22 protein-coding genes are annotated in these 22,682 nt (G+C 54.0%); 3 read left to right on the plus strand and 19 right to left on the minus strand.

Annotation, left to right across the window (positions count from 1 at the left end):
* From hemG to ACI2J2_RS18220, 5 genes are all read right to left on the minus strand, one after another.
* A partial coding sequence (gene hemG, locus ACI2J2_RS18200; RefSeq protein WP_209637657.1) for a menaquinone-dependent protoporphyrinogen IX dehydrogenase occupies positions 1–526 on the minus strand: 526 nt, incomplete at its 3' end.
* A gap of 22 nt (positions 527–548) precedes the next feature.
* Positions 549–2,000 (minus strand): Trk system potassium transporter TrkH, encoded by a 1,452-nt coding sequence (trkH, locus tag ACI2J2_RS18205; RefSeq protein ID WP_012004734.1) that lies wholly within the window; start codon positions 1,998–2,000, stop codon positions 549–551.
* A 34-nt stretch (positions 2,001–2,034) separates the two neighbouring features.
* The gene (locus ACI2J2_RS18210; protein WP_404760571.1) at positions 2,035–2,649 is read right to left on the minus strand and encodes an IMPACT family protein; all 615 of its coding nucleotides are present in this window, start codon (positions 2,647–2,649) and stop codon (positions 2,035–2,037) included.
* On the minus strand, positions 2,649–3,980 hold the full coding sequence (gene pepQ, locus ACI2J2_RS18215; protein WP_209637662.1) for a Xaa-Pro dipeptidase: 1,332 nt from the start codon (positions 3,978–3,980) through the stop codon (positions 2,649–2,651). Before pepQ ends, ACI2J2_RS18210 begins: the two co-directional genes overlap by 1 nt.
* A gap of 117 nt (positions 3,981–4,097) precedes the next feature.
* Complete coding sequence (locus tag ACI2J2_RS18220; protein ID WP_265556377.1) at positions 4,098–5,294, minus strand: MFS transporter; 1,197 nt, start codon at positions 5,292–5,294, stop codon at positions 4,098–4,100.
* A 233-nt stretch (positions 5,295–5,527) separates the two neighbouring features.
* Between ACI2J2_RS18220 and fadB the strand changes: the two genes are divergently transcribed.
* Both fadB and fadA read left to right on the plus strand, forming a co-directional pair.
* Positions 5,528–7,717 (plus strand): fatty acid oxidation complex subunit alpha FadB, encoded by a 2,190-nt coding sequence (gene fadB, locus ACI2J2_RS18225; protein ID WP_209637666.1) that lies wholly within the window; start codon positions 5,528–5,530, stop codon positions 7,715–7,717.
* Between the two features lie 10 nt (positions 7,718–7,727).
* Complete coding sequence (gene fadA / locus ACI2J2_RS18230; RefSeq protein ID WP_209637668.1) at positions 7,728–8,891, plus strand: acetyl-CoA C-acyltransferase FadA; 1,164 nt, start codon at positions 7,728–7,730, stop codon at positions 8,889–8,891.
* Between the two features lie 171 nt (positions 8,892–9,062).
* Here the strand turns inward: fadA and fre are convergent, their stop codons facing one another.
* From fre to pepE, 3 genes are all read right to left on the minus strand, one after another.
* A complete protein-coding gene (gene fre, locus ACI2J2_RS18235) occupies positions 9,063–9,764 on the minus strand; it encodes an NAD(P)H-flavin reductase (RefSeq protein WP_404760572.1) in 702 nt (233 codons plus the stop codon).
* Between the two features lie 50 nt (positions 9,765–9,814).
* Complete coding sequence (gene ubiD / locus ACI2J2_RS18240; RefSeq protein WP_209637672.1) at positions 9,815–11,335, minus strand: 4-hydroxy-3-polyprenylbenzoate decarboxylase; 1,521 nt, start codon at positions 11,333–11,335, stop codon at positions 9,815–9,817.
* A gap of 64 nt (positions 11,336–11,399) precedes the next feature.
* A complete protein-coding gene (gene pepE / locus ACI2J2_RS18245; RefSeq protein WP_404760573.1) occupies positions 11,400–12,125 on the minus strand; it encodes a dipeptidase PepE in 726 nt (241 codons plus the stop codon).
* 244 nt (positions 12,126–12,369) lie between these two features.
* On the opposite strand from pepE, the gene rfaH reads away from it, so the two are divergent.
* Positions 12,370–12,858 (plus strand): transcription/translation regulatory transformer protein RfaH, encoded by a 489-nt coding sequence (gene rfaH / locus ACI2J2_RS18250; RefSeq protein ID WP_209637676.1) that lies wholly within the window; start codon positions 12,370–12,372, stop codon positions 12,856–12,858.
* A gap of 46 nt (positions 12,859–12,904) precedes the next feature.
* On the opposite strand, the gene hemB is transcribed toward rfaH, so the two are convergent.
* The 11 genes from hemB to ACI2J2_RS18305 form a co-directional block, all read right to left on the minus strand.
* Complete coding sequence (gene hemB / locus ACI2J2_RS18255; RefSeq protein WP_209637678.1) at positions 12,905–13,927, minus strand: porphobilinogen synthase; 1,023 nt, start codon at positions 13,925–13,927, stop codon at positions 12,905–12,907.
* 14 nt (positions 13,928–13,941) lie between these two features.
* Entirely contained in the window at positions 13,942–14,724 is a 783-nt protein-coding gene (gene tatD / locus ACI2J2_RS18260; protein ID WP_404760574.1) for a 3'-5' ssDNA/RNA exonuclease TatD, read from the minus strand.
* 51 nt (positions 14,725–14,775) lie between these two features.
* Positions 14,776–15,546: a Sec-independent protein translocase subunit TatC gene (gene tatC / locus ACI2J2_RS18265; RefSeq protein WP_404760575.1), complete on the minus strand. Its 771-nt coding sequence runs from the start codon at positions 15,544–15,546 to the stop codon at positions 14,776–14,778.
* A gap of 3 nt (positions 15,547–15,549) precedes the next feature.
* Positions 15,550–16,110 (minus strand): Sec-independent protein translocase protein TatB, encoded by a 561-nt coding sequence (gene tatB, locus ACI2J2_RS18270; RefSeq protein WP_209637684.1) that lies wholly within the window; start codon positions 16,108–16,110, stop codon positions 15,550–15,552.
* A gap of 3 nt (positions 16,111–16,113) precedes the next feature.
* Positions 16,114–16,377, minus strand: a complete 264-nt coding sequence (gene tatA, locus ACI2J2_RS18275) for a Sec-independent protein translocase subunit TatA (RefSeq protein WP_020824842.1) — start codon at positions 16,375–16,377, stop codon at positions 16,114–16,116.
* An 80-nt stretch (positions 16,378–16,457) separates the two neighbouring features.
* Positions 16,458–18,089: a ubiquinone biosynthesis regulatory protein kinase UbiB gene (gene ubiB, locus ACI2J2_RS18280; RefSeq protein ID WP_037423531.1), complete on the minus strand. Its 1,632-nt coding sequence runs from the start codon at positions 18,087–18,089 to the stop codon at positions 16,458–16,460.
* Positions 18,086–18,694 carry an SCP2 domain-containing protein gene (locus ACI2J2_RS18285; RefSeq protein WP_209638124.1) on the minus strand — a complete coding sequence of 203 codons (609 nt, stop codon included), beginning with the start codon at positions 18,692–18,694 and terminating at the stop codon, positions 18,086–18,088. Before ACI2J2_RS18285 ends, ubiB begins: the two co-directional genes overlap by 4 nt.
* Positions 18,695–18,707: 13 nt before the next feature.
* Positions 18,708–19,463 carry a bifunctional demethylmenaquinone methyltransferase/2-methoxy-6-polyprenyl-1,4-benzoquinol methylase UbiE gene (gene ubiE, locus ACI2J2_RS18290; RefSeq protein ID WP_209637686.1) on the minus strand — a complete coding sequence of 252 codons (756 nt, stop codon included), beginning with the start codon at positions 19,461–19,463 and terminating at the stop codon, positions 18,708–18,710.
* A 79-nt stretch (positions 19,464–19,542) separates the two neighbouring features.
* Entirely contained in the window at positions 19,543–21,090 is a 1,548-nt protein-coding gene (gene rmuC, locus ACI2J2_RS18295; protein ID WP_404760576.1) for a DNA recombination protein RmuC, read from the minus strand.
* A gap of 140 nt (positions 21,091–21,230) precedes the next feature.
* Positions 21,231–21,761, minus strand: coding sequence for a DedA family protein (locus ACI2J2_RS18300; protein WP_209637691.1), 531 nt, complete (start codon positions 21,759–21,761; stop codon positions 21,231–21,233).
* 86 nt (positions 21,762–21,847) lie between these two features.
* A complete protein-coding gene (locus tag ACI2J2_RS18305) occupies positions 21,848–22,630 on the minus strand; it encodes a tyrosine-protein phosphatase (protein WP_209637693.1) in 783 nt (260 codons plus the stop codon).
* Between the last annotated feature and the right edge of the window lie 52 nt (positions 22,631–22,682).

The following is a 22,682-nucleotide window of genomic DNA, read 5'->3' on the forward strand; positions in this document are numbered from 1 at the left end:
CATACTGAATTTGCCCAAACTCCTGAGCAAAACGGTCCACCATCTGCCAATCGGTATACTCAACTTCTTTACTGGTATCTGTTTCGCCGCCTGTCATACGCATAATAAGTTGGATCATGACGCGATCGAACCAGCGATAACGCGGATAGCGTAGTGCACCGGCAAACACGACACACTGTTTTGGCTGCCAGGGTGAGGACAACAGAAACTTGCGGGTATAAGCATTGGTCTGAGGCGAACGCTTGTCCGCCTTGCGCGCTGTCAGGTTGACACTAAAGAATGCACTTGGCATCTGGTTCAGCTGCTCGGCATGTTGCTTAACAAACTTAGCCAACGTCGGATGGAAATGGCCATAGCGTATTGAGGCACCAATCAACACCTGCTGATACTGGTTAAGGTCAACATCATCCGCTTGTTGCAAGTCAATCACGTCGCAGCGCAAGGTGTCCTGCAATTTGTTTGCTATATAAGAAGCGATAGAGCGTGTTTGCCCATCGCGGCTGGAATAAAGAATCAGTGCCTTCACGGCGTTACTCCTTCTATCAGGATCATTCGCGCCAGAACGTCGGCGTAAACAGAACCAGTAGTGTAAAGACTTCAAGGCGCCCGAACAGCATTGTCAGAACCAGGATCCACTTCGCCGGCGCAGGCATAGTCGTAAAGTTATCCGCCACCACCCCCAACCCCGGCCCCAGATTGTTCAACGTCGCGGTTACTGCAGCAAAAGCAGAGAAATCATCAACGCCGGTAGCAATGATGGCCAGCATGCTGACGATAAAGACCAACGCATAAGCCGAGAAGAAACCCCATACCGCTTCAAGGATACGTTCCGGCAACGCCCGGTTACCCAACTTGATGGTGTAAACAGCATTGGGATGCACCAACCTTTTGAGCTCACGTGAACCTTGTAGATACAGTAACAAAATACGGATCACTTTCAGCCCGCCACCTGTTGAACCGGCACAGCCACCAATAAATGCAGAGCACAGCAACAACATCGGCAGGAATAACGGCCATTTGGCAATGCTGTCCGTGGTGAAACCCGCCGTTGTCGCCATCGACACGACCTGGAAGAACGCCTGGTTGACCGTTTCCATACCGGTTTTGTATACACCATGCCCCCATAGCACCGCGGTACACACCACCACCAGCGTCAGTTGCACAGCAATAAACATACGGAACTCAGGATCGCGCCAATAGACTTTCAGGCTGCGACCACTCAGTAAGGCAAAGTGCAAACCGTAGTTACAACCAGAGATAAGCAGGAAAATAGCAATAATGGTGTTAATGGTAGGACTGGCGTAATAACCGATACTGGCATCATGGGTAGAAAACCCCCCAATGGCGATAGTAGAGAAGCTGTGGCCGATGGCGTCGAATACCGACATGCCCGCCCCCCACAACGCCAATGCGCAGGCGATAGTCAGTAACACGTAGATCAGCCACAGAGTTTTAGCTGTTTCTGCAATACGCGGACGCATCTTGTTGTCTTTCAGCGGGCCGGGCATTTCTGCACGGTATAACTGCATGCCGCCGACGCCAAGGATTGGCAGTATCGCGACTGCCAACACGATGATCCCCATCCCACCCATCCACTGCAGCATCTGGCGGTAGAACAAAATGGCTTTTGGCAGTGAGTCCAGCCCCACCAGCGTGGTGGCACCTGTCGTTGTTAAGCCGGAGAAGGATTCAAAGAAAGCATCGGTCAACGACAGGTTAGGCCGTTCCGAGAATAAAAATGGTAATGCCCCCACGCTGCCCAGCACGGTCCAGAATAGCACCACGATCAAAAAGCCTTCGCGTGGCTTCAACTCATGCTTTTGTTTGCGATTGGGCCACCACAGCATCAACCCAATGGTCACCGCCACAAAGAAGGTCTGGCTGAATGCCCGCCCTGCCCCATCGCGGTAAATCAATGCCACCAGACCAGGAATAAACATCGTCCCGGAGAACAGGATGACCAACAGACCAACGATACGGGTTATAGCGCGAAAATGCATTTCAGCACGATCCTTAGCAATTCAGTTGGGGGAATTATTGCGAAATGGGGGTTAATTGCAAATTACCGCGACTGAGATCACGTAATTTATTCCCAAACGCTTCAACCACGGTTACCGGTAAGGTCAAATGCAACAGGACGGAAGCACCATACTCCCCCTGCACAATCCGCCCTTCAAATTGCTGCAACAGATTCTCTACCAATGCCAACTGCGCATAGTCGCATTGCAAAGTATATTCGGCCTGCGGGATCTTGTAACTGACGGCTAACTGCTTTAATGCTTGCTGCACACCACTGCCGTAGGCGCGTACCAACCCCCCCGTACCTAACTTAATACCGCCATAATAACGTACTACCACAGCGGTGATTTCCCCTATACCACTGCCCATCAACTGCGCAAGAATCGGTTTACCCGCAGTACCGGAAGGTTCCCCGTCGTCGGAAAACCCTAACTGTTGTGAGTCAGTCGGAGGCCCGGCGACAAATGCCCAACAATGATGACGGGCTGTCGGGTGTTCATCACGAACCTGCTGGATAAACGCCTTGGCCTCATCAACCCCGCCAGTCGGTGCCAGCAGGGTGATAAAACGACTCTTCTTTATTTCTTCGCTGACGCTAACGGGGCCTGCAGGGATCGGATAAGGCTGCATCAGGCCAGGTTCAGATCACGTGTCATGTTCTCGATACGCTTTTCGTGGATCACGATATTGTCTTCAATACGGATACCACCATATGGTTTCAGAGCATCGATGCGATCCCAGGCAAAGTGCTGGCTGAATTCGCCGCTACGCCATGGCGCTAACAGTGACTCAATAAAATACATGCCCGGTTCAATGGTCAATACCATGCCCGGTTGCAATACACGGGTGCAACGCAGGTACGGATATTTGGATGGTGCAGCCAAATGAGTGCCCTGTTCATCCTGCATGAAACCCGCAGAGTCATGTACCTGCAGACCCAGTGGATGGCCCAAACCATGTGGCAAGAACGGCGTAGTCAGCCCCTGCTCTACCATGGCCTCTTCACTTATGCCACTCACCAGCTTGTGACTCTTGAGTAATTTGGCGATGCGTTGGTGCATCTGAACATGGTAATCGGTGTAGCGTACGCCCGCTTTGATGGTATCCATCAACGCCAGTTGTTCGTGGTTGAGATCTTTTACCAGCTGAGCGAAGTCACTGCCGCTCTGGCCTGCGTAAGTTCGCGTCAGATCAGCGGCGTAGCCGTTATATTCCGCACCGGCGTCAATCAGGAAACTCAGCACGTCGGCCGGAGGCTGGTGATCCAGCGTGGTGTAATGCAGCACAGACGCATGTTCATTCAACGCGACAATGTTGTCATAAGGTACATCGGTGTCACGATGCCCAGTTGCCGTGAGGTAAGCGAGGTTGATATCAAACTCGCTCATACCCGAAAGGAAAGCTTCATGGGCAGCGCGGTGCCCCATCACTGCGGTTTTCTGCGCCTCACGCATGCAGGCCAGTTCATAACCGGTTTTGATTGAACGATGGAAGTCGAGGTAGTTCAACACGGCTTTCGGGTTGATGTTTTCCGCAGAGATGCCGAGATCGCGAGCACGCTGTTGTGCATAGCCAATATAACCGACACGTTCACGCTGGGCAGGCAGTTGCTGCCCGATGTCATCGGCATTGGCCAGCGGCATCAACTCAACGGATTTGGTCCAGAAACTCTCAGGCAATGGCTCAACACTGTGCCAATAATCGACCGGCGAATAGAACCACAGCTTCGGTTTGTTAACGCCGTCTACCCACAGCCAGCAGTTTGGAACTGAGGTAACCGGCACCCAGGCTTTAAAATGCGCATTCACTTTGAACGGGTAACTGCGGTCATCCTGGAAAATCCGTTGCAGTTCTCCAGAGTGGATCAGCAGCGCGTCCAGTTTATTGCGCGTTAACACTTCACGTGCCCGTTTTTGCAGCTCTGCCAGGTGGTCGTTATACAAAGAAGCCAATGTTTCCATCACAATACCCTTTTACATACCATTAGAACGGAATGCCTCATCTTAGCACACCGTTCCAACGCACCAACCTCATCACTTCGGGCATGCGGGGCGGTTCGCAAATCGTTGTAAACGTCGTTACATCCGTAGCTTAACAATTAGCCAGGCGATCAGACCAAGCAACGCGATCGCCATAGTCCACAGGCCGTGATGTTCGAGAAAAACCGCGCCGGCAGCAGCAATACCCGCCAGACACTGCTGTAGAAAACCACACAACGCCATGGCATAGGCACCTTGTTCTTTGGCATCGCTGACGGCCATCGCCATGCTATTAGGAAACAGCACCGCCTGGCCAAAAATCGTCAGGCAATACAGCGCGATGAAGATCGTCATACCGGAAAGCCCAATCAGCACATCGCTCCACCACAGCAGCATAATCGCGGCGGTTGTTACGGCGACGATGCGCGTCCCCACCTGCATCAGCCGTTTACCGCCAAAGCGTGCTACCGTCCGGTTTACTGCCATTGCTCCGGTAAAGTAAGCCACGCCGACCACCAACCCCAACGCGCCAAAAGCGGTAACGTTCAGACCAAACCCCTGCTGCATGATGAACGGGCTCACCTCCTGCAACGTTACCGTGGTAGCAAACCCCAATCCGCCGACAATGGCTGGCCACAAGAACCCTGGGCGACGCAGAATGTGCCAATAGGTTGCCGCCATAACCGGACGCTGGCTCCCAGAACGACCCGCTTCCAGCGGTAACGTCACCATCAGCAACAGGATCGCCAGCCCGGTCAGCCCCATCAAGATAAAGCCCATTTGCCAGTGTGAATACTCGCTTAGCAACCCGCCAATAAACTGCCCGCCACCCAACGCGGCGATAAAGGCTATCGACAGTACCGAGAGGCGCCTTGCCAACTCATCACCACTCCAGTTATCACGAACGATAATGCGCGCAATGATCGCAGCACCACCGGCGGCAACCCCCTGCAGCGCCCGCAGCACCAATAACTGAGTGCCGTTACTGCAAAACGCCAGCAGTACGCTGCAACTGATAAATATCCCCAAAGACAATGTCAGCGGTAAACGTCGGCCAAAGCGATCGGCCGCAGCGCCCCAGAACAATACCGGCAGGGCAGCACCAAGCACGAATATGGATATCGAAAGCTCGGTGGCGCGGCGCGTCATCGCCAGTTCCTGCATCACCGTCGGTAATGAAGGCAAATACACCGTCGTCGCCATTTGCGCCATAAACACCAGCAGACAGGCCAGCGTCATGGTTCTGGCAGGAATACTCCAGAAACCACTGTGTTTTACACATACCGCTTTACTCATTTCTCACCTCTGCTTGGATAACACCCTGCACCGGCAAGTCTATGAGGGCTTTTACACTCCGACAAATCACCATAATGCATAAAATATAATTTATTTTTAAATCATCAACCTACCTCAGAGCCATGTGATCCGCCCTGCAAATATGCAATCTCTCATTTGCATATTGTTAACATAAAAACCACACTCCTCATCATCTGGTCATACCAGATCAAACGCTGATTCAGGAGATAGACATGCTCTACCAAGGCGAAACATTACAACTGCACTGGCTCGACAACGGCATCGCCGAGTTGGTGTTCAATGCCCCAGGTTCTGTAAACAAGCTTGATACTCGCACCGTTGCCAGCCTGGGCGAAGCGCTCGCGGTGCTGGAAAAGCAGACTGAGCTGAAAGGCCTGCTGCTGCGTTCCACAAAAGCCGCATTTATTGTCGGCGCCGATATCACCGAATTCCTTTCACTGTTTGCTGCCCCGGCTGAAAAGCTGCAGGAATGGTTGGTCTTTGCCAATAGCATCTTTAACCGGTTGGAAGATTTGCCGGTACCGACCCTTTCGGCCATTAACGGCTATGCGCTCGGCGGCGGTTGCGAATGCATTCTGGCTACGGACTTCCGCATCGCTTCACCGGATGCACGCATCGGCCTGCCAGAAACCAAACTGGGTATTATGCCGGGCTTCGGCGGCTCTGTTCGTCTGCCGCGCCTGTTGGGTAACGACAGCGCACTGGAAATCATCGCCGCGGGTAAAGATGTCAGTGCCAAAGACGCACTGAAAGTCGGCCTGGTGGATGCGGTGGTCGCACCGGAAAAGTTGGTCGACGCTGCCCTTAAAATGTTGCAGCAGGCGATTGACGGCAAACTGGACTGGCGCGCCTATCGTCAGCCTAAGCTTGAGCCGCTGAAACTCAGCCCAATCGAAGCTGCCATGAGCTTTACTACCGCCAAAGGCATGGTGATGCAAACTGCCGGTAAACATTATCCGGCCCCGATGACTGCGGTCAAAACCATTGAGGCTGCGGCCAAGCTGGGCCGCGATGAAGCGCTGAAACTGGAGACCGCCAGCTTTGTGCCATTGGCGCGTTCCAAAGAGGCTCGTGCGCTCGTCGGTATTTTCCTTAATGATCAGTTTGTAAAAAGCCAGGCGAAGAAGCTCGCGAAGAACGTTGAAGCACCGAAGCAAGCTGCAGTGTTGGGTGCCGGTATCATGGGTGGCGGTATCGCCTACCAGTCCGCGCTGAAAGGCGTACCGGTGATCATGAAAGACATCAGCGACAAATCCCTGACGCTCGGCATGAATGAAGCCGCCAAGCTGCTTAACAAGCAGTTGGAACGTGGCAAGCTGGACGGCATGAAGATGGCTCAGGTGCTGTCGACCATTCAACCGACGCTGGATTATGCGGGTATCGAACGTGCGCAGGTGATCGTCGAAGCCGTTGTCGAGAATCCGAAGGTTAAGGCTGCGGTACTGTCCGAAGTGGAAGGCCTGATCGGCGAAGATGCCGTCCTGGCGTCTAATACGTCGACCATTCCAATTAACCACTTAGCAAAATCCTTGAAGCGCCCGCAAAACTTCTGCGGTATGCACTTCTTTAACCCGGTACATCGCATGCCACTGGTAGAAATCATCCGTGGCGAGCAGACCAGTGACAGCACCATCGCTGCCGTAGTGGCTTACGCCAGCCGCATGGGCAAAACGCCAATTGTGGTTAACGACTGCCCAGGGTTCTTCGTCAACCGCGTGTTATTCCCGTATTTTGCCGGTTTCAGCATGCTGCTGCGCGACGGTGCGGACTTCCGTCAAATCGACAAAGTGATGGAAAAACAGTTTGGTTGGCCGATGGGCCCAGCTTATCTGCTCGACGTCGTCGGTATCGATACGGCACACCACGCTCAAGCGGTCATGGCCACAGGCTTCCCAGAGCGCATGAGTAAAGATTACCGCGACGCCATCGATGTAATGTTCGATAACCAGCGTTTCGGTCAGAAAAACCAGTTGGGCTTCTATCGCTACAGCCAGGACAACAAAGGCAAGCCGCGTAAAGACAACGATGAGCAAACTGATGCGTTGCTGGCGACCGTCAGCCAACCGCGCCAGACCATCAGCGACGAAGAAATTATCGCTCGGATGATGATCCCAATGATCAATGAAGTCGTGCGCTGCCTGGAAGAAAACATCATCGCCAGCCCGGCCGAGGCCGACATGGCATTGGTCTACGGTATCGGTTTCCCTCCATTCCACGGCGGGGCGTTCCGTTATCTGGATACGCTGGGCACCAGCAATTATGTAGAACTGGCGCAACGTTATGCACATCTTGGCGCCCTGTATCAGGTGCCTGCCGGCCTGCGCGCCAAAGCTGAACGCAATGAAAGCTACTACCCGGTGGCAGCGCCGCTGTCTGATGTCTCCACTGGCCAACCGGCATGAGGTCATAAAGATGGAAAACGTAGTTATTGTTGATGCCGTACGCACACCGATGGGCCGCTCTAAGGGCGGCGCCTTCCGCCAGGTACGTGCCGAAGATCTTTCCGCCCACCTGATGCGCGCGGTACTGAGCCGTAATCCGTCACTGGATGCGGCCGAAATTGACGATATTTATTGGGGTTGTGTACAGCAGACCCTGGAGCAAGGTTTTAACATCGCCCGTAACGCCTCATTGCTGGCCGAGATCCCGCATACTGTACCTGCGGTTACCGTTAACCGGCTGTGTGGTTCTTCCATGCAAGCGCTGCACGATGCAGCACGCGCCATTATGGTGGGCGACGCGCATGTCAGTTTGATTGGCGGCGTAGAGCATATGGGCCACGTACCCATGAACCACGGTGTGGATTTCCACCCAGGTTTGAGCCGCAGCGTGGCAAAAGCTGCCGGGATGATGGGCCTGACCGCCGAGATGCTGGCCAAGATACACAATATCAGCCGCCAGATGCAGGATGAGTTCGCCGCACGCTCGCACCAACGCGCGCATGCCGCCACCTTAGCCGGCTATTTCAAGAATGAAATCATCCCAACTACCGGGCATGATGCCGACGGTGTACTGACCCGTTATGACTTCGACGAAGTGATTCGTCCAGAAACGACCGTCGCCAGCCTTGCTGCATTGCGCCCGGCATTCGATCCCGTCAACGGTACAGTGACGGCCGGTACCTCTTCGGCATTGTCCGACGGTGCATCCGCCATGCTGTTGATGAGCGAATCACGTGCCAAAGCGCTCGGTCTGAAAGCCCGTGCCCGTATACGTTCGATGGCCGTCGTCGGCTGCGACCCATCCATCATGGGTTATGGGCCAGTGCCTGCCAGCAAACTGGCGCTGAAACGCGCTGGACTGACCGTGCAGGACATTGATTTGTTCGAACTGAATGAAGCCTTTGCCGCCCAGTCGCTGCCTTGCATCAAGGATCTGGGGTTATTGGACAGCATCGACGACAAGATTAACCTGAACGGCGGTGCCATTGCTTTAGGCCACCCGCTCGGCTGCTCGGGCTCACGCATCTCGACCACCCTGCTGAACAACATGGAACGCCGTGACGTGCAGTTTGGTCTGGCGACCATGTGTATTGGTTTGGGCCAGGGGATCGCTACCGTCTTTGAACGCGTTTAGCTGTGTCTACTTGGGATGACTGCGTCACTTTTTAAACCGCAGCATCCCACCACGTTTAGTTGCCGTACTTCCCGCCTGTCAGGGGCGGGTTTTTTTATGCCTGTTATTCACCGGCCCCCAAATAAAAACGGGGCGGCCACCGGCCACCCCGCTTTCCGCCTATCCCGCAGATCAGATAAACGAGAAAGCATCCCCGAACATGTGCGCTTCCAACGCGCCACGTTCGGCACAGAAACGCTCGCGAGCGATTTTTGCCATTTCGAAACGCCCGGCAATATAAATATCGTGCTCCGCCAGAGTACCGAAATCCTGCAATACCGCGCTGAGCACTGTGCCACTACGGCCACGCCACTCTTCTTCCGGTTGCTCAACTACCGGGATCACTTTCAGATTCGGGTGTTGCACCGACAGTGCTTCCAGCTCACTCAAATCATACAGGTGCTTGAGCTCACGTCCGCCCCAATAGATAGAGATATCGCGGTTCGGCTGTTGCTCCAACGCGGCCAACAGAATCGAGCGAGCATAGGAGAAGCCTGTACCACCAGCAATCAACACCAGCGGACGGCTGCCTTCCTGACGCAACCACGCGTCACCGTGTGGCATATCAACGGTAATCGCCTGTTCTTTCAGAATGCGATCCATCACCGCCATGGCGTACAGATTCAGTTCCGAAGCGCCGATGTGCAGCTCAATATAGTCCTGCTCTGTCGGGGTCGATGCCAGTGAGAACGGACGCTTGTCACGCTCATCCATCACCACCATCAAATACTGCCCTGCCTTGAAAGAAAACGGCGCCTCTGGCACCAAACGTACCCGATAAACCGTATCGGTAATGGCCTCTACGGAGGTCACTTTACAGCTCAATATTGTCATGCGTTCCCTCTGTCGGGTCATCAATGCAAAACTGAGAACAAAGCCTGTCGCTATAGCGTCGGTTCTCTGTCACTGAAAATTGCAAGCTCATCCCAGATGTCATCGATACGCGCACGCACCTTTTCATCCATCTGAATCGGACGGCCCCATTCGCGCTGGGTTTCACCCGGCCATTTATTCGTGGCATCCAGCCCCATCTTCGATCCCAAACCGGAAACCGGCGAGGCGAAGTCCAAATAGTCGATCGGCGTATTTTCCACCATAACGGTATCCCTTGCCGGATCCATTCTGGTGGTAATTGCCCAGATCACATCATTCCAGTCGCGTGCATTGACGTCATCGTCACAGACGATAACGAACTTGGTGTACATAAACTGCCGCAGGAATGACCAGACCCCCATCATTACGCGTTTGGCATGACCGGCATACTGTTTCTTGATAGTCACCACCGCCAGGCGGTAAGAACAGCCTTCAGGCGGCAGATAGAAATCGACAATTTCCGGGAATTGCTTTTGCAATATAGGCACAAATACTTCGTTCAACGCCACGCCTAACACCGCTGGCTCATCCGGCGGACGGCCAGTGTAGGTCGAGTGATAAATAGCGTCGCGGCGTTGAGTGATGTGGGTGACGGTGAAGACTGGGAAGTGATCTATCTCGTTGTAGTAACCGGTATGATCGCCATAGGGACCTTCCGGTGCCATTTCACCCGGCTCAATATAACCTTCCAACACGATTTCCGCACTGGCAGGTACTTCCAGGTCGCAAGAGATACACTTGACCACTTCGGTCTTATTGCCGCGCAGCAGCCCGGCAAAGGCATATTCAGACAGGGTATCCGGCACTGGCGTCACTGCACCGAGAATAGTGGCAGGGTCCGCACCTAAGGCAACGGCAACCGGGAAACGCTCCCCGGGATGCGCCTGGCACCATTCAAGATAATCCAGCGCGCCGCCGCGATGCGACAACCAGCGCATGATGACTTTATTCTTGCTCAGTACCTGTTGGCGATAGATACCCAGGTTTTGCCGTTCTTTCTGCGGCCCGCGGGTAACGGTCAATCCCCATGTGATGAGCGGCGCAGCATCTTCCGGCCAGCAGTGCATCACCGGGATACGGCTGAGATCGACATCATCGCCCTGCCATACCTGTTCCTGGCAAGGTGCTGAACCCAATACCTTGGTCGGCATGTTCAACACTTGCTTGAACTTCGGCAGCTTATCAAACAGATCGCGAAAGCCCTTTGGTGGCTCTGGCTCTTTCAGGAACGCCAGCAATTTGCCGACTTCGCGCAACGAGCTGACATCCTCCTGCCCCATACCCATCGCAACGCGATTGGCGGTGCCGAACAGATTGCACAACACCGGCATGTCGTACCCCTTGGGGTTTTCGAATAGCAGCGCCGGGCCGCCCGCACGTAAAGTACGATCGGCAATTTCTGTCATTTCCAGATAGGGATCAATCGGCTGGCTGATGCGTTTTAGTTCCCCTCTCTTTTCCAGCAACGAGAGGAAATCGCGTAAGTCACGGTATTTCATGCTGATCATTATAACGGCCAGTGAGGAGGGCATTATAAGCCCTCTTCACGGTTGTTGCTGCACTTTTGTTAAACACCGGTAAAGACATCGCCGGTTCTCAGTGACACGTGAACGGCACCAACGGTTGTAACGCCTGCGTATCATGATGCTCCTGGGTCTCCACGCCGTGGCGGAACACCTTGAAACCTTGATTTCTAGCACTGAAGTAACGTAAATCATTCCCCTCAATGTGCAGCAGACTGCCTTCACGCAACGCCACGACAGACTCACTTGGATTGACCGCGCAAAACTCCGCCAGGCGCTCATCACGCGTTTCGCCCATGTGGCCACTGATATGGGCATCAATGTAGTGCGGGTTGATCTGCACCGGGAACAGGTTCAATGCCGGCAGCACGACGCTGTTGCGCACCGGCATGTCATTGGTGGTACGAATGCTCGGCGTAGCAACGTTGCAACCGGCACTCCAGCCCACATAGGGTATGCTACGTTCACGCACAGCCCGTTGGATCGGGATGATCAAACCCTTCTCGTGCAACATCTGGTTTAACATCCAGGTATTGCCGCCGCTGACCAAAATGCACTCCGCCTGTTCAACCGCGGCAGCGGGAGACTCGGCATGGTGAATGCTGGTCACTTTGATACCCAACGTTTGCGACAGCTCCTGCGCACGCTGATCGTAATCACTGCGGATCATGGCATAAGGGATAAATACGGCAGACGTGATACCGCGACGTGCGATCATCGCCAAAAGGTGGTTCTTGGCATAGCCCAGCAGCTCATCCTCACCGGACAGCTTGCCGTTACTCAACAGAAACAACTCCATTTCTCCCCCTCAATCAAAAACGATGAATAGCGTCACATCTGGCAATCTCATGCCAAGGCATACTGCGACGGTAACAAATTTTTAGCCCTCTGTTATACCCGAGCCGTGCGAATAAGTGTGTGACTCTTCGCTAATTGCTAATGATTCATGTAGATAGCGGCAGTTACATGCTGAAACTTGCACCACTATGTATCCGTAATGGCTTTTGATATGCTTACCGGCTGGCAGAAAGGCATGTGAAATTATGGAATCTTGGTACTTACTGTATTGTAAACGCGGCCAACTTTTACGGGCGCAGGAACATCTGGAGCGGCAGGAAGTGAAGTGCCTGAGCCCAATCATTACGTTGGAAAAGATCGTACGCGGCAAACGCATTGCGGTCAGCGAACCCCTGTTCCCCAACTACCTGTTTGTGGAATTCAATCCGGAATGCATCCATACCACGACCATCAGCGCAACACGTGGTGTCAGCCACTTCGTGCGCTTTGGCTCAATGCCGGCCACCATCCCGAAGAAGGTCATCGAAGAGCTGCAGACGCATACCTGCGAAACCTACTTTGATCCGGAAACACCGCAACCGGGCGATAGCGTGTTGATCGTCGACGGCATGTTTGAAGGGCTCAAAGCCATTTACACTGAGCCTGACGGCGAGGCACGTTCAATGTTGCTACTGAACCTGATAAACAAGCAGGTTACCCAGAGTATCGATAACCGGCAGTTTCAAAAGTTGTAATGCAAAAAGGCGCCCAGGGCGCCTTTGTTTTTTGCTTACTGCTGTCTTAGCGTTGCATCGCGTCGTCATGCATCCACTGAGCGACTCGCTTGGCAAAGTAGGTCAGCACACCGTCAGCCCCAGCGCGTTTAAAGCACATCAGCGATTCCATCACCGCTGGCTGTTCCTGCAACCAACCATTCTGAATCGCTGCCATGTGCATCGCATATTCACCAGACACCTGATAGGCAAAAGTCGGCACACCAAAGGTATCCTTCACTCGGCGCACAACGTCCAGATAAGGCATACCCGGCTTAACCATGACCATATCCGCGCCTTCCTGCAGGTCTTGCGCAATTTCCTGTAACGCTTCGTCGCTGTTGGCAGGGTCCATCTGGTAGGTTTTCTTGTTGCCGCCTTTCAGATTGCCGCTTGAGCCCAGTGCATCGCGGAATGGGCCATAGTAGCAAGAGGCATATTTTGCTGAGTAAGCCATGATCTGAGTATTAATCAGGCCCTGATGCTCCAACCGATCGCGAATCGCACCAATACGGCCATCCATCATGTCGCTTGGCGCCACGATTTCTGCCCCGGCTTCCGCATGAGACAATGCCTGACGGACCAGAATCTCTTTGGTGATATCGTTGATGACATAACCCTGCTCATCAATGATGCCGTCCTGACCGTGAGTGGTGTAAGGATCAAGCGCTACGTCGGTCAAAATACCCAATTCAGGCACCGCGTCTTTCAACGCGCGTACCGTACGTTGCACCAAACCATCTGGATTATAGGCTTCTTCCGCATGCAGTGACTTCAGGCCTGGCTCAATAACCGGGAACAGGGAGATCACTGGCACACCCAGCTTGGCGATGGTTTCCGCTTCCTTAATCAGCAGATCGATGCTCATGCGTGATACACCGGGCATGGATGATACGGCTTCCTGACGGTTATTGCCTTCCATGACAAATACCGGGTAGATCAGATCGTTAACCGTCAGTTGATTCTCCGCCACCAGGCGACGGCTGAAATCATGACGGCGCACGCGGCGCATACGACGACCTGGGAAGGTACCCGGAAATGCATAGCTCATAGTTTTCTCCTAACTCATTCCAGCCGGAACAGCCGGCGGGCGTTCTCATCAGTTTTCTGCCCCAGCCATTCGGGGTCTTCGTGTCGCCAGGTGGCCACCTGCCGGACGATATGAGGCAAAAAACAGGGTTCGTTGCGGCGAGATGCAGGTTTCGGATGTAAATCTCGGGGCAACAGATAGGGGGCGTCGGTTTCCAACAACAGACGCTCAGCCGGGATCTGCGGTAGCAGTGCACGCAATTCCAAGCCACGCCGTTCATCACAGACCCAACCGGTAATACCGATCGACAAGCCTAGCGACAAACAGCCTTCTAATTCTTCAGCAGTACCCGTAAAACAGTGCACCACTGCCGCGGGCAGTTTATCTAACCAGGATGCCAACAGCGCGGCAAAACGTGCGTGCGCATCGCGGCAATGAAGAAATACCGGCATCGCCAGCTCTGCGGCCAACGCAAGTTGAGCGCTGAATGCCTTTTCTTGTTGCTCTGGCGTGGAAAAGTTACGGTTAAAATCCAAACCACATTCACCCACTGCCGCGACGTGCGGCCGAGAGGCCAATTCATGTATGTGTTCAGCAACCCGCTCGTCCCAACTGCTGGCATGATGTGGATGCACGCCCGCGGTGGACCAACAATAGCCGGTATGTAACAGGGCCAGCTCACTGGCGGCCTGACTCTCCGGCAGATCCGTACCGGTAATCAGCATCCCTTTCACGCCGGCGACGCGTGCGCGCTCCAGCACGGCTGAGCGGTCTTTGGCAAACTGTGAACTGGTGAGATTGACGCCGATATCAAACATGGTTTTCCCAAAGTAAAAGCCGCCCAGCGGGCGGCTTTAGACAAACAGAAATCAAGATGCAGGGGGCTCATCGCCCTCATCTTCTTCTTCCGGCTGCGGACGACGTTTACCCGTATAGAAACGGGCAAAGAACACACCCACTTCAAACAACAGATACATCGGTATCGCCAGCAGGGTTTGCGAGAACACATCCGGTGGCGTCAACAACATGCCAACCACGAAAGCCCCTACCAACACGTACGGACGTTTCTTTTTCAAATCTTCCGGTGAAGTGACGCCACTCCAACACAGCAGAATAATGGCAACAGGCACCTCAAACGCAACGCCAAACGCCATAAACAGCGCCATGACGAAATCAAGGTAGTTATTGATGTCGGTCGCAATCATCACCCCGGCGGGTGCGGTCTTGGCAAAAAAACCAAACGCCAACGGGAACACGATAAAGTAGGCAAACGCCATGCCGAGATAAAACAGCAGGCTGCTCGACACCAACAAGGGCATCATCAATCGGCGTTCATGCTTGTATAACGCCGGTGCGATAAATGACCAGACCTGATACAGAATCACGGGTGCAGCGACAAACACCGAAACGATCATGGTCAACTTGATCGGCGTGAAGAACGGTGAGGCCACGTCGGTGGCGATCATGCTCGCGCCGGCAGGTAGCTGCTTGATCAACGGTGCAGACACCAGTTGATAGATGTCATTGGCGAAAAACACCAGCACCAGGAAGATCGCCAGTATGCTGATAATTGAGTTTAACAACCGCTTACGCAGTTCTATCAGATGACTGATAAGGGGTTGGGTATCTTCAACAGCCATGTTTTAACGATCGCCACTAGGTTGGTGAGACGCGGGGGTTTTATCCGCAACAGGTTCTGGGTTTGCCTGAACGGCTGACGCTACCGGTTGTTTAGCGGGCGTGATTGCCGGCTGTTCAACCTGCGGCGTTGCCGTAACCGCCGGCTCCGGTACTGCAGCCGGAGACGACGCAACAGCCGCAGCCTCTGCCGGCGTCACGCCGTCATGAATGGCTTCCGGGTCGGTGACCAGAGGGTTATGAATAGTGTGTGCTGGCTCGGTCTTGCTGTCGCCCTGATAAGAACGTTTCAGCGATTCCGCCGCGTCTTTCAGCTCATCCATTGACGCCTTTAACTCTGGCGACAAATTCTGCATGCCTGCCTTCTCTACCTTTTTCAGGCTGTCCTGCAGTTCCTGCAGTTTCAGTTCCTGAGTAAGTTCGTTCTGCACCGAAGCCGCCAACGAACGCAGCGCGCGGATCCAGCCCGAAACTGTTCTTACCGCTACCGGTAGCCGTTCCGGCCCGAGTACCACCAGGCCAATAACCAGAACCAGCAACAGTTCACTAAACCCAATGTCAAACACGGTTTATACCTGCTCTTTGTTCTTCGACTCTTCCGCTTTCACTTCCGGCTGCTTATCGGTAATAGGCTTGGCCGTGAAGTCAGCGTCATCCAGGCTGCTTTTCTCAGCCGTGTTGGTCGGCGGCGTGTTGTCATCGCCGATCGCCTTTTTGAAACCCTTGATTGATGCACCGAGATCGGACCCCAAGGTACGGAGCTTTTTGGTACCAAACAGCAGCACCACGATCACTGCGATGATCAACAATTGCGTAATACTAATACCGCCCATTGCAATTACCTCTATTTTTACAGGGTTTTTTCAAAATCCGTCGCATTATACGGCAGATTTTACCAGAGTTTCTAACCAATTCAGGCAGTTCGCTTCCAGCCTATCAGCCAGGAAACGATGCCGGCTGCTATCAGCCATGCGGGGAATACAGCAACCTCGCCCAATAGCAAAATCGTACCGCTGACTATCAGTGTAGCGCCAACGCCGAACAAATAACGCGATTGTCCCTGACGAACACGCTGGGCCTGCATCTGATTAGTCAGCTTATCAACACTTTGTTGCAACAGCTTATGCTGTTGCAGACTATCGTAAAATAATTCAGGCAGTTCAGGCAGTTTCTCTGCCCAAAACGGCGCTTTTTCTTTCAGGGCGCGGATCACTGCCGGTATACCGACCTGGTCACGCATCCAGCTTTCCAGGAACGGCTTGGCCGTCGTCCACAAATCCAACTGTGGGTAAAGCTGTCGGCCCAGACCTTCAACATACAGCAAGGTCTTCTGCAATAACACCAGTTGCGGTTGCACTTCCATATTGAATCGACGCGCGGTATTGAACAGGTTCAACAGCACGTTGCCAAACGAAATTTCCTCCAACGGCTTCTCGAAGATCGGCTCACACACGGTACGGATAGCGAACTCAAAATCCTCGACGTTGGTATCGCGCGGTACCCAGCCAGAATCAACATGCAACTCCGCAACCTTGCGGTAATCACGATTGAAGAAGGCAATAAAGTTTTCCGCCAGATAGCGTTTATCGTCCTTGTTCAACGAGCCAACAATACCGCAGTCGATGCCGATATAGCAGGGATCTTCAGGATGTTCATAGCTGACGAAAATATTACCGGGATGCATGTCTGCATGGAAGAAGCTGTCACGGAAGACCTGGGTAAAGAATACCTGAACCCCGCGTTCAGCCAACAGTTTCATGTTGGTGCCCTGCTTTTCCAGCGTCTCAATATCCGAAACAGGGATGCCGTAAATGCGTTCCATGACCAGCACGCTTTCGCGGCAGTAGTCCGAATACACTTCCGGCACGTACAACATAGGACTACCGTCGAAATTGCGACGCAACTGGATGGCGTTAGCCGCTTCACGCAGCAGATTCAGCTCGTCCAGCAAAGTCTTTTCATACTCGCGCACCACTTCTCGCGGACGCAGACGTCGACCATCCGGCATCAGCTTGGGCACCCAAGCCGCTAAACGATACATCAGGCGCACATCGGCCTTGATGATTGGCCCGATATCCGGCCGAATCACCTTCAGCACCACTTCCTGCCCGGTCGTTTTTAGCCGCGCGGTATGCACCTGGGCTATCGATGCCGAGGCCAGCGCCTGTTGGTCAAAATCATCAAACCAAGTTTCCAGCGGGCCGCCCATCGCCAATTCAATATGCTTACGCGCTAGCGCACCGTCGAAAGGAGCAACCCGGTCCTGCAACAACGTCAGTTGATCGGCGATCTGTGGTGGGAACAGGTCGCGACGGGTAGACATCATCTGACCAAACTTAATCCATACCGGCCCCAACTCCTGCAAAGCCAGACGCAGACGCTCACCCAAGGGTTTATCTGCATGGCGGTTTGGCATCCAGAAAAGCAGACGGCGGCCAAATCGCAGTGGCCACGTCAAACGCATCTTGGGGATCAGTTCATCCAGGCCATAGCTGAGAAAAACGCGGACGATCAAATACAGGCGGCGTAGTTCGCCAGGGGTCATCGTTTACCCTCCAACTTGTCCATACGGGCAATCAGCGCATCGGCGTTGCGAACGGTGGCATCAACCTCTTCATTGAACCACACAACTTCCAATGGGCCCGGTGCCACACGCCACTCTTCCGTCAGTGTTTCAGCAACATAATGCTGCTGACGCTGTAAGCCGGCTTTCAACAGGTTCGCGCCCTTGCCCAGAACCTGCGTGACACCCTGCGCGGCAATATCGCCAATGTAAGGTGCCAGCCATTCCGCCGGATCCCACTCTGCCAGATCAAGCAACCCAACCAGTTGTTGCACGACCTGAATGTCGCCTTCGACAATCAAGTCGCCGCTGCGCATCAATGGCGAAAGCTGTTGGCGATCCCGCAATTTAAGCAGCACCGAAATACGGCTGCGCACCGTGCAGTCGGCAGTGTCATCAGACTGGCCAAGCACATCCACACGCTGTTCACTGAAGATCAACACCAGCGGAGAGGCAAGTTCCTGCAGCTCAATACGCAAAACCTTGCCGGCCAGCCGCTGACGGGCCGCCTTCATGCTGCGATCGCGGAACAGCAGGCTGTTGAGGGATGTTTCCAGTACGCCGGTCAACAACGGGGTTAACAGCATCGGCATATCCATATCAGAACTTGAAGCCACGGTGCAGGGCCACAATACCGCCGGTCAGGTTAAAATAGGTCACGTTGTCAAAACCGGCGGCCCCCATCATGCCCTTCAGCGTTTCCTGATCGGGATGCATGCGGATCGACTCGGCCAGATAGCGGTAGCTTTCCGGATCCTTGACCACCAGCTCGCCGATTTTCGGCAGCACGTGGAACGAGTAGGCGTCATAGGCTTTGCTCAGTGGTGCCAGCAAGGGTTTGGAGAACTCCAACACCAACAGACGGCCACCTGGCTTGAGCACACGGAACATCGAGCGCAGCGCTTTGTCTTTGTCGGTGACGTTGCGCAGGCCAAAGGAAATGGTGATGCAGTCAAAATAGTTATCAGGGAACGGCAACGCTTCGGCATTGGCCTGTACGTAGCTGATGTTGCCGACAATGCCGCGATCGCGCAGTTTCTCGCGCCCCATCTTCAGCATGGAATCGTTAATGTCCGCCAGCACCACCTGCCCCTGTTCACCGACCATGCGAGAGAACTTGGCGGCCAGGTCACCGGTGCCACCGGCCAGATCCAACACCCGCTGCCCACGGCGCACGCCGCTGCAATCAATGGTAAAACGCTTCCAGATACGGTGGATGCCAAACGACATCAGGTCGTTCATCACGTCATACTTTGCGGCTACCGAATGAAAAACGTCTGCCACCATGGCCTGCTTTTCGTCTCGAGCTACGGTGCGAAAACCGAAATCGGTGGTTTCCTGCGGTTGATCTGCCATTGTCCTGCCTGCTATTCAGTCAATTTAGTGTGGTGGAGTGTACCAGAACCCCACGGAATACCCCACCTCGCAGCGGTTGTCATCCCTGCGATGCGGAGCGTGGCTCCTCGACGGCGTCGTCGCCTTCCGCCTCCGGCAGCGCGTCAACGTTATCGTCGTCCGCCGCCTCAAATTCTTCATCATGCTGCGCACTGGCCTGCTGAGCCAGCAGCGGATTGATCGGCCTTTTCACCTCAACCCCCAGTGCGCGGAACCCCTCGGTCTGCCCGATAAGATTACCACGGCCTTCGCTCAGTTTGTTCATTGCCAGACGATAACTCCCCTGGGCCTTGTCCAGGCTCTGTCCCAGCGACGACATATCATCAACGAACAGCCGCATTTTGTCATACAGCCGTGCCGCCCGGTCAGCAATGCGTTGTGCATTCTGGCTCTGATGCTCATAGCGCCAAAGATTGGTGATGGTGCGTAATGCCACCAATAGCGTGGTTGGGCTGACCAGCATGATGTTGTGTTTTAGTGCATCGCTAATCAGCTCCGGCTCACGGTCGATAGCCAACAGGAAGGCCGGCTCCACTGGAATAAACATCAGCACGTAGTCCAGCGAACGCAGGCCAGGCAATTGCTGGTAATCCTTGCGTCCAAGCAGGCGGATATGGCCGCGCAACGAAGCAATATGTTCATTCAACGCCGCCTCACGCTCTGCTTCATCTTCACTATTGAAGTAACGTTCGTAGGCCACCAACGACATTTTTGCATCGATCACCACGTCCTTGCCCTGAGGCAAACGCACGATCACATCGGGTTGCATGCGGCTCTGGTGATCCACCCGCACGTTAACCTGGGTTTCATACTCATGTCCCTCACGCAGGCCAGAGGCTTCGAGCACCCGGCTCAGTACCACCTCACCCCAGTTACCCTGAGTTTTATTATCCCCTTTCAAAGCCTTGGTGAGGTTGATGGCTTCGCGCGCCATCTGCGCATTGAGCTGCTGCAGATTACGTATTTCGTGGGTCAAAGTATGGCGTTCGCGTGCTTCCTGGCCGAAACTGTCCTGCACCTGACGGCGAAAACCGTCCAGTTGCTCACGCAGCGGCAGCAACAGGCGATCCAAGCTTTGCTTATTCTGTTCGTCCACCTTGCGCCCGCTATGTTCAAAAATGCGGTTGGCCAAATTTTCGAATTGGGTGGTGAGGCGTTGTTCGCTGTTAATCAATAGACGCTGTTTTTCCTCCGCCGCCATACGGGTTTCTTCCAGACGGATTATCACCTCACGCAACTCGGCTTCCTGAGCGCTGTTCACTTCACGTTGGGCTCGCAGTTCCTGGTTCAACTGCTCACATTCGGTACGCCAGTGATTAAGCTGCTGAAGCTTTTCATGCCCGGCCGCCAACTGACTGTGCAGATTGCGTAATTCCAGCTCAGTCTGGCGCATATGTTGCTCATTACGCTGCAGTACTTCCTGTCGGGATGCGGTTTCCTGCTGTGCCTGTTGCAGCGATTGTTCCAGCAGTCGTAGCTCGGTTTCATGCAGTGCCTGTGTCTGTTGCACGCGCAAGCTGGCAATAAGCCACCCCAATAGCAGACCGATAGCTACCCCACCTATACCGTAAATTAAACTGGTATCCACCCTGCCTCCTGTTACACCTGACTGTTCCGGCTTTTTATACGCCTATTGCCCGTCACGTTAAGGGGAGGCTGTATGGATGTCCAGCTTGATTGTGTCTCGATGGCGTAATATTGCGAAACGCTGCGCAACTCAGCTAAAGATTAGCTAAACCACTGGCTTAACCATTTAATGCCAAACGCACCCGGCGCGAGGATACCGAACGCCCAGATCATCGCCGACGTGACATTGGCCACCTGGAAATAACGCTGGGGCATGCCGCAAATGCCACCAACCAGCGGTACCACGGCACGCAATGGGCCGAAAAAGCGACCGATGAAAATACCCAGGACACCCCAACGTTCAAAAAACGCATGGCCCCGCGTCAATAATTGCGGATTGCGCGATAGCGGCCACATGTGCGCAACGCGATCCTGATAGTGGTAGCCAATCCAGTAAGAAAGCCAATCGCCGAAGAATGCACCGGCAGCCGCAGCAGCCCAAATCGGCCAAAATGCGATGCCGCTTTCGCCAATCAGCGCCCCCAAGGCGAGCAAAATCACCGTAGCCGGTAACAACAGCGACAAGAAAGCCAGCGATTCGCCAAATGCCAAGAAGAAGATAATCGGGATGGCCCAGTTTTCGTGCTGGCGCACGGTTTCGCTGACCCAGTGGATAATGTCATTGAGGCTCAATACAGGCTCCTGATATGGGATTTATCCCCCAAGAATACTGAATGCCAGCCGGGGCAGATTAAACCCCGGTTAAACATCAGCACGGTTTACTCGAGGTAAAACGCCTGCAGCGCTTCACGCTGTTCCTGGCCCAAGCCGTATTCCGCTTCAAGCCAACGATCGGTAGAGCCATGTTGCTCACGAATACAACTCAGTGCAGTCATCAGGAACTCTTCACGGGCGCTGAGCACGTAAGCAAACTGTTTCAACGCAGAATCATTCAGGCGAATCGACAGTTGATCCAGCATGTGTTCACGGAACGTTGCCAGCGTGGTTTCAGTTAACAGGTAATCTTCCACAACCGTCGCTTCATCAGCTCCCAGTGCAAATAACACCAACGCCGATCCTATCCCCGTGCGATCCTTGCCGACCGCACAATGCTGGACGATCGCCCCGTGATCCGCCTTGCTCAGCAGTTGTGCCAACTGTTTATACGCCGCATTGCCGAACGGTAATCGGCGGTACAGTTCCAGCATAAACATTTGGGCATCGAAACCGGCGAGCGTTTCACTGTTTAGCTTTTCCAAATTGGCGTTGACTTCATTGCTCAGCGGGTTGGCCGGGAAATGATGGTAATCGGCACCGCGCCACAGAACATCAGGCTTGGCCTGCACTTCATCGGCATCACGGTAATCCAGCACCGAACGAACAGGCACGCCGGCCAAGAAAGTGCAGTCATTTTCCGTCAGGCGCTCTAGCGAGCCGGAACGAAACAACAGGCCACGTTTGATACGGCGACCATCGGTGACGCTATTGCCCCCAAGATCACGAAAATTAATGCCGCCATCAAGCGGTGCCAATGAAGGATGAAGCAGGATCTGAGCGGTCATAGACGTCCTCGTTGTTACTGTCTGAAAAAACGCAACCTCTGATAGCATCGGT

The organism is Serratia sp. NPDC087055, from assembly GCF_044900985.1.
Taxonomy (GTDB): domain Bacteria; phylum Pseudomonadota; class Gammaproteobacteria; order Enterobacterales; family Enterobacteriaceae; genus Serratia.

Bases quoted from the DNA above. Each gene is read 5' to 3' on its own strand.
- trkH (WP_012004734.1), bottom strand. From the start codon at position 2,000: ATGCATTTTCGCGCTATAACCCGTATCGTTGGTCTGTTGGTCATCCTG.
- ACI2J2_RS18210 (WP_404760571.1), bottom strand. From the start codon at position 2,649: ATGCAGCCTTATCCGATCCCTGCAGGCCCCGTTAGCGTCAGCGAAGAA.
- pepQ (WP_209637662.1), bottom strand. From the start codon at position 3,980: ATGGAAACATTGGCTTCTTTGTATAACGACCACCTGGCAGAGCTGCAA.
- ACI2J2_RS18220 (WP_265556377.1), bottom strand. From the start codon at position 5,294: ATGAGTAAAGCGGTATGTGTAAAACACAGTGGTTTCTGGAGTATTCCT.
- fadB (WP_209637666.1), top strand. From the start codon at position 5,528: ATGCTCTACCAAGGCGAAACATTACAACTGCACTGGCTCGACAACGGC.
- fadA (WP_209637668.1), top strand. From the start codon at position 7,728: ATGGAAAACGTAGTTATTGTTGATGCCGTACGCACACCGATGGGCCGC.
- fre (WP_404760572.1), bottom strand. From the start codon at position 9,764: ATGACAATATTGAGCTGTAAAGTGACCTCCGTAGAGGCCATTACCGAT.
- ubiD (WP_209637672.1), bottom strand. From the start codon at position 11,335: ATGCCCTCCTCACTGGCCGTTATAATGATCAGCATGAAATACCGTGAC.
- pepE (WP_404760573.1), bottom strand. From the start codon at position 12,125: ATGGAGTTGTTTCTGTTGAGTAACGGCAAGCTGTCCGGTGAGGATGAG.
- rfaH (WP_209637676.1), top strand. From the start codon at position 12,370: ATGGAATCTTGGTACTTACTGTATTGTAAACGCGGCCAACTTTTACGG.
- hemB (WP_209637678.1), bottom strand. From the start codon at position 13,927: ATGAGCTATGCATTTCCGGGTACCTTCCCAGGTCGTCGTATGCGCCGC.
- tatD (WP_404760574.1), bottom strand. From the start codon at position 14,724: ATGTTTGATATCGGCGTCAATCTCACCAGTTCACAGTTTGCCAAAGAC.
- tatC (WP_404760575.1), bottom strand. From the start codon at position 15,546: ATGGCTGTTGAAGATACCCAACCCCTTATCAGTCATCTGATAGAACTG.
- tatA (WP_020824842.1), bottom strand. From the start codon at position 16,377: ATGGGCGGTATTAGTATTACGCAATTGTTGATCATCGCAGTGATCGTG.
- ubiB (WP_037423531.1), bottom strand. From the start codon at position 18,089: ATGACCCCTGGCGAACTACGCCGCCTGTATTTGATCGTCCGCGTTTTT.
- ACI2J2_RS18285 (WP_209638124.1), bottom strand. From the start codon at position 18,694: ATGCTGTTAACCCCGTTGTTGACCGGCGTACTGGAAACATCCCTCAAC.
- ubiE (WP_209637686.1), bottom strand. From the start codon at position 19,463: ATGGCAGATCAACCGCAGGAAACCACCGATTTCGGTTTTCGCACCGTA.
- ACI2J2_RS18305 (WP_209637693.1), bottom strand. From the start codon at position 22,630: ATGACCGCTCAGATCCTGCTTCATCCTTCATTGGCACCGCTTGATGGC.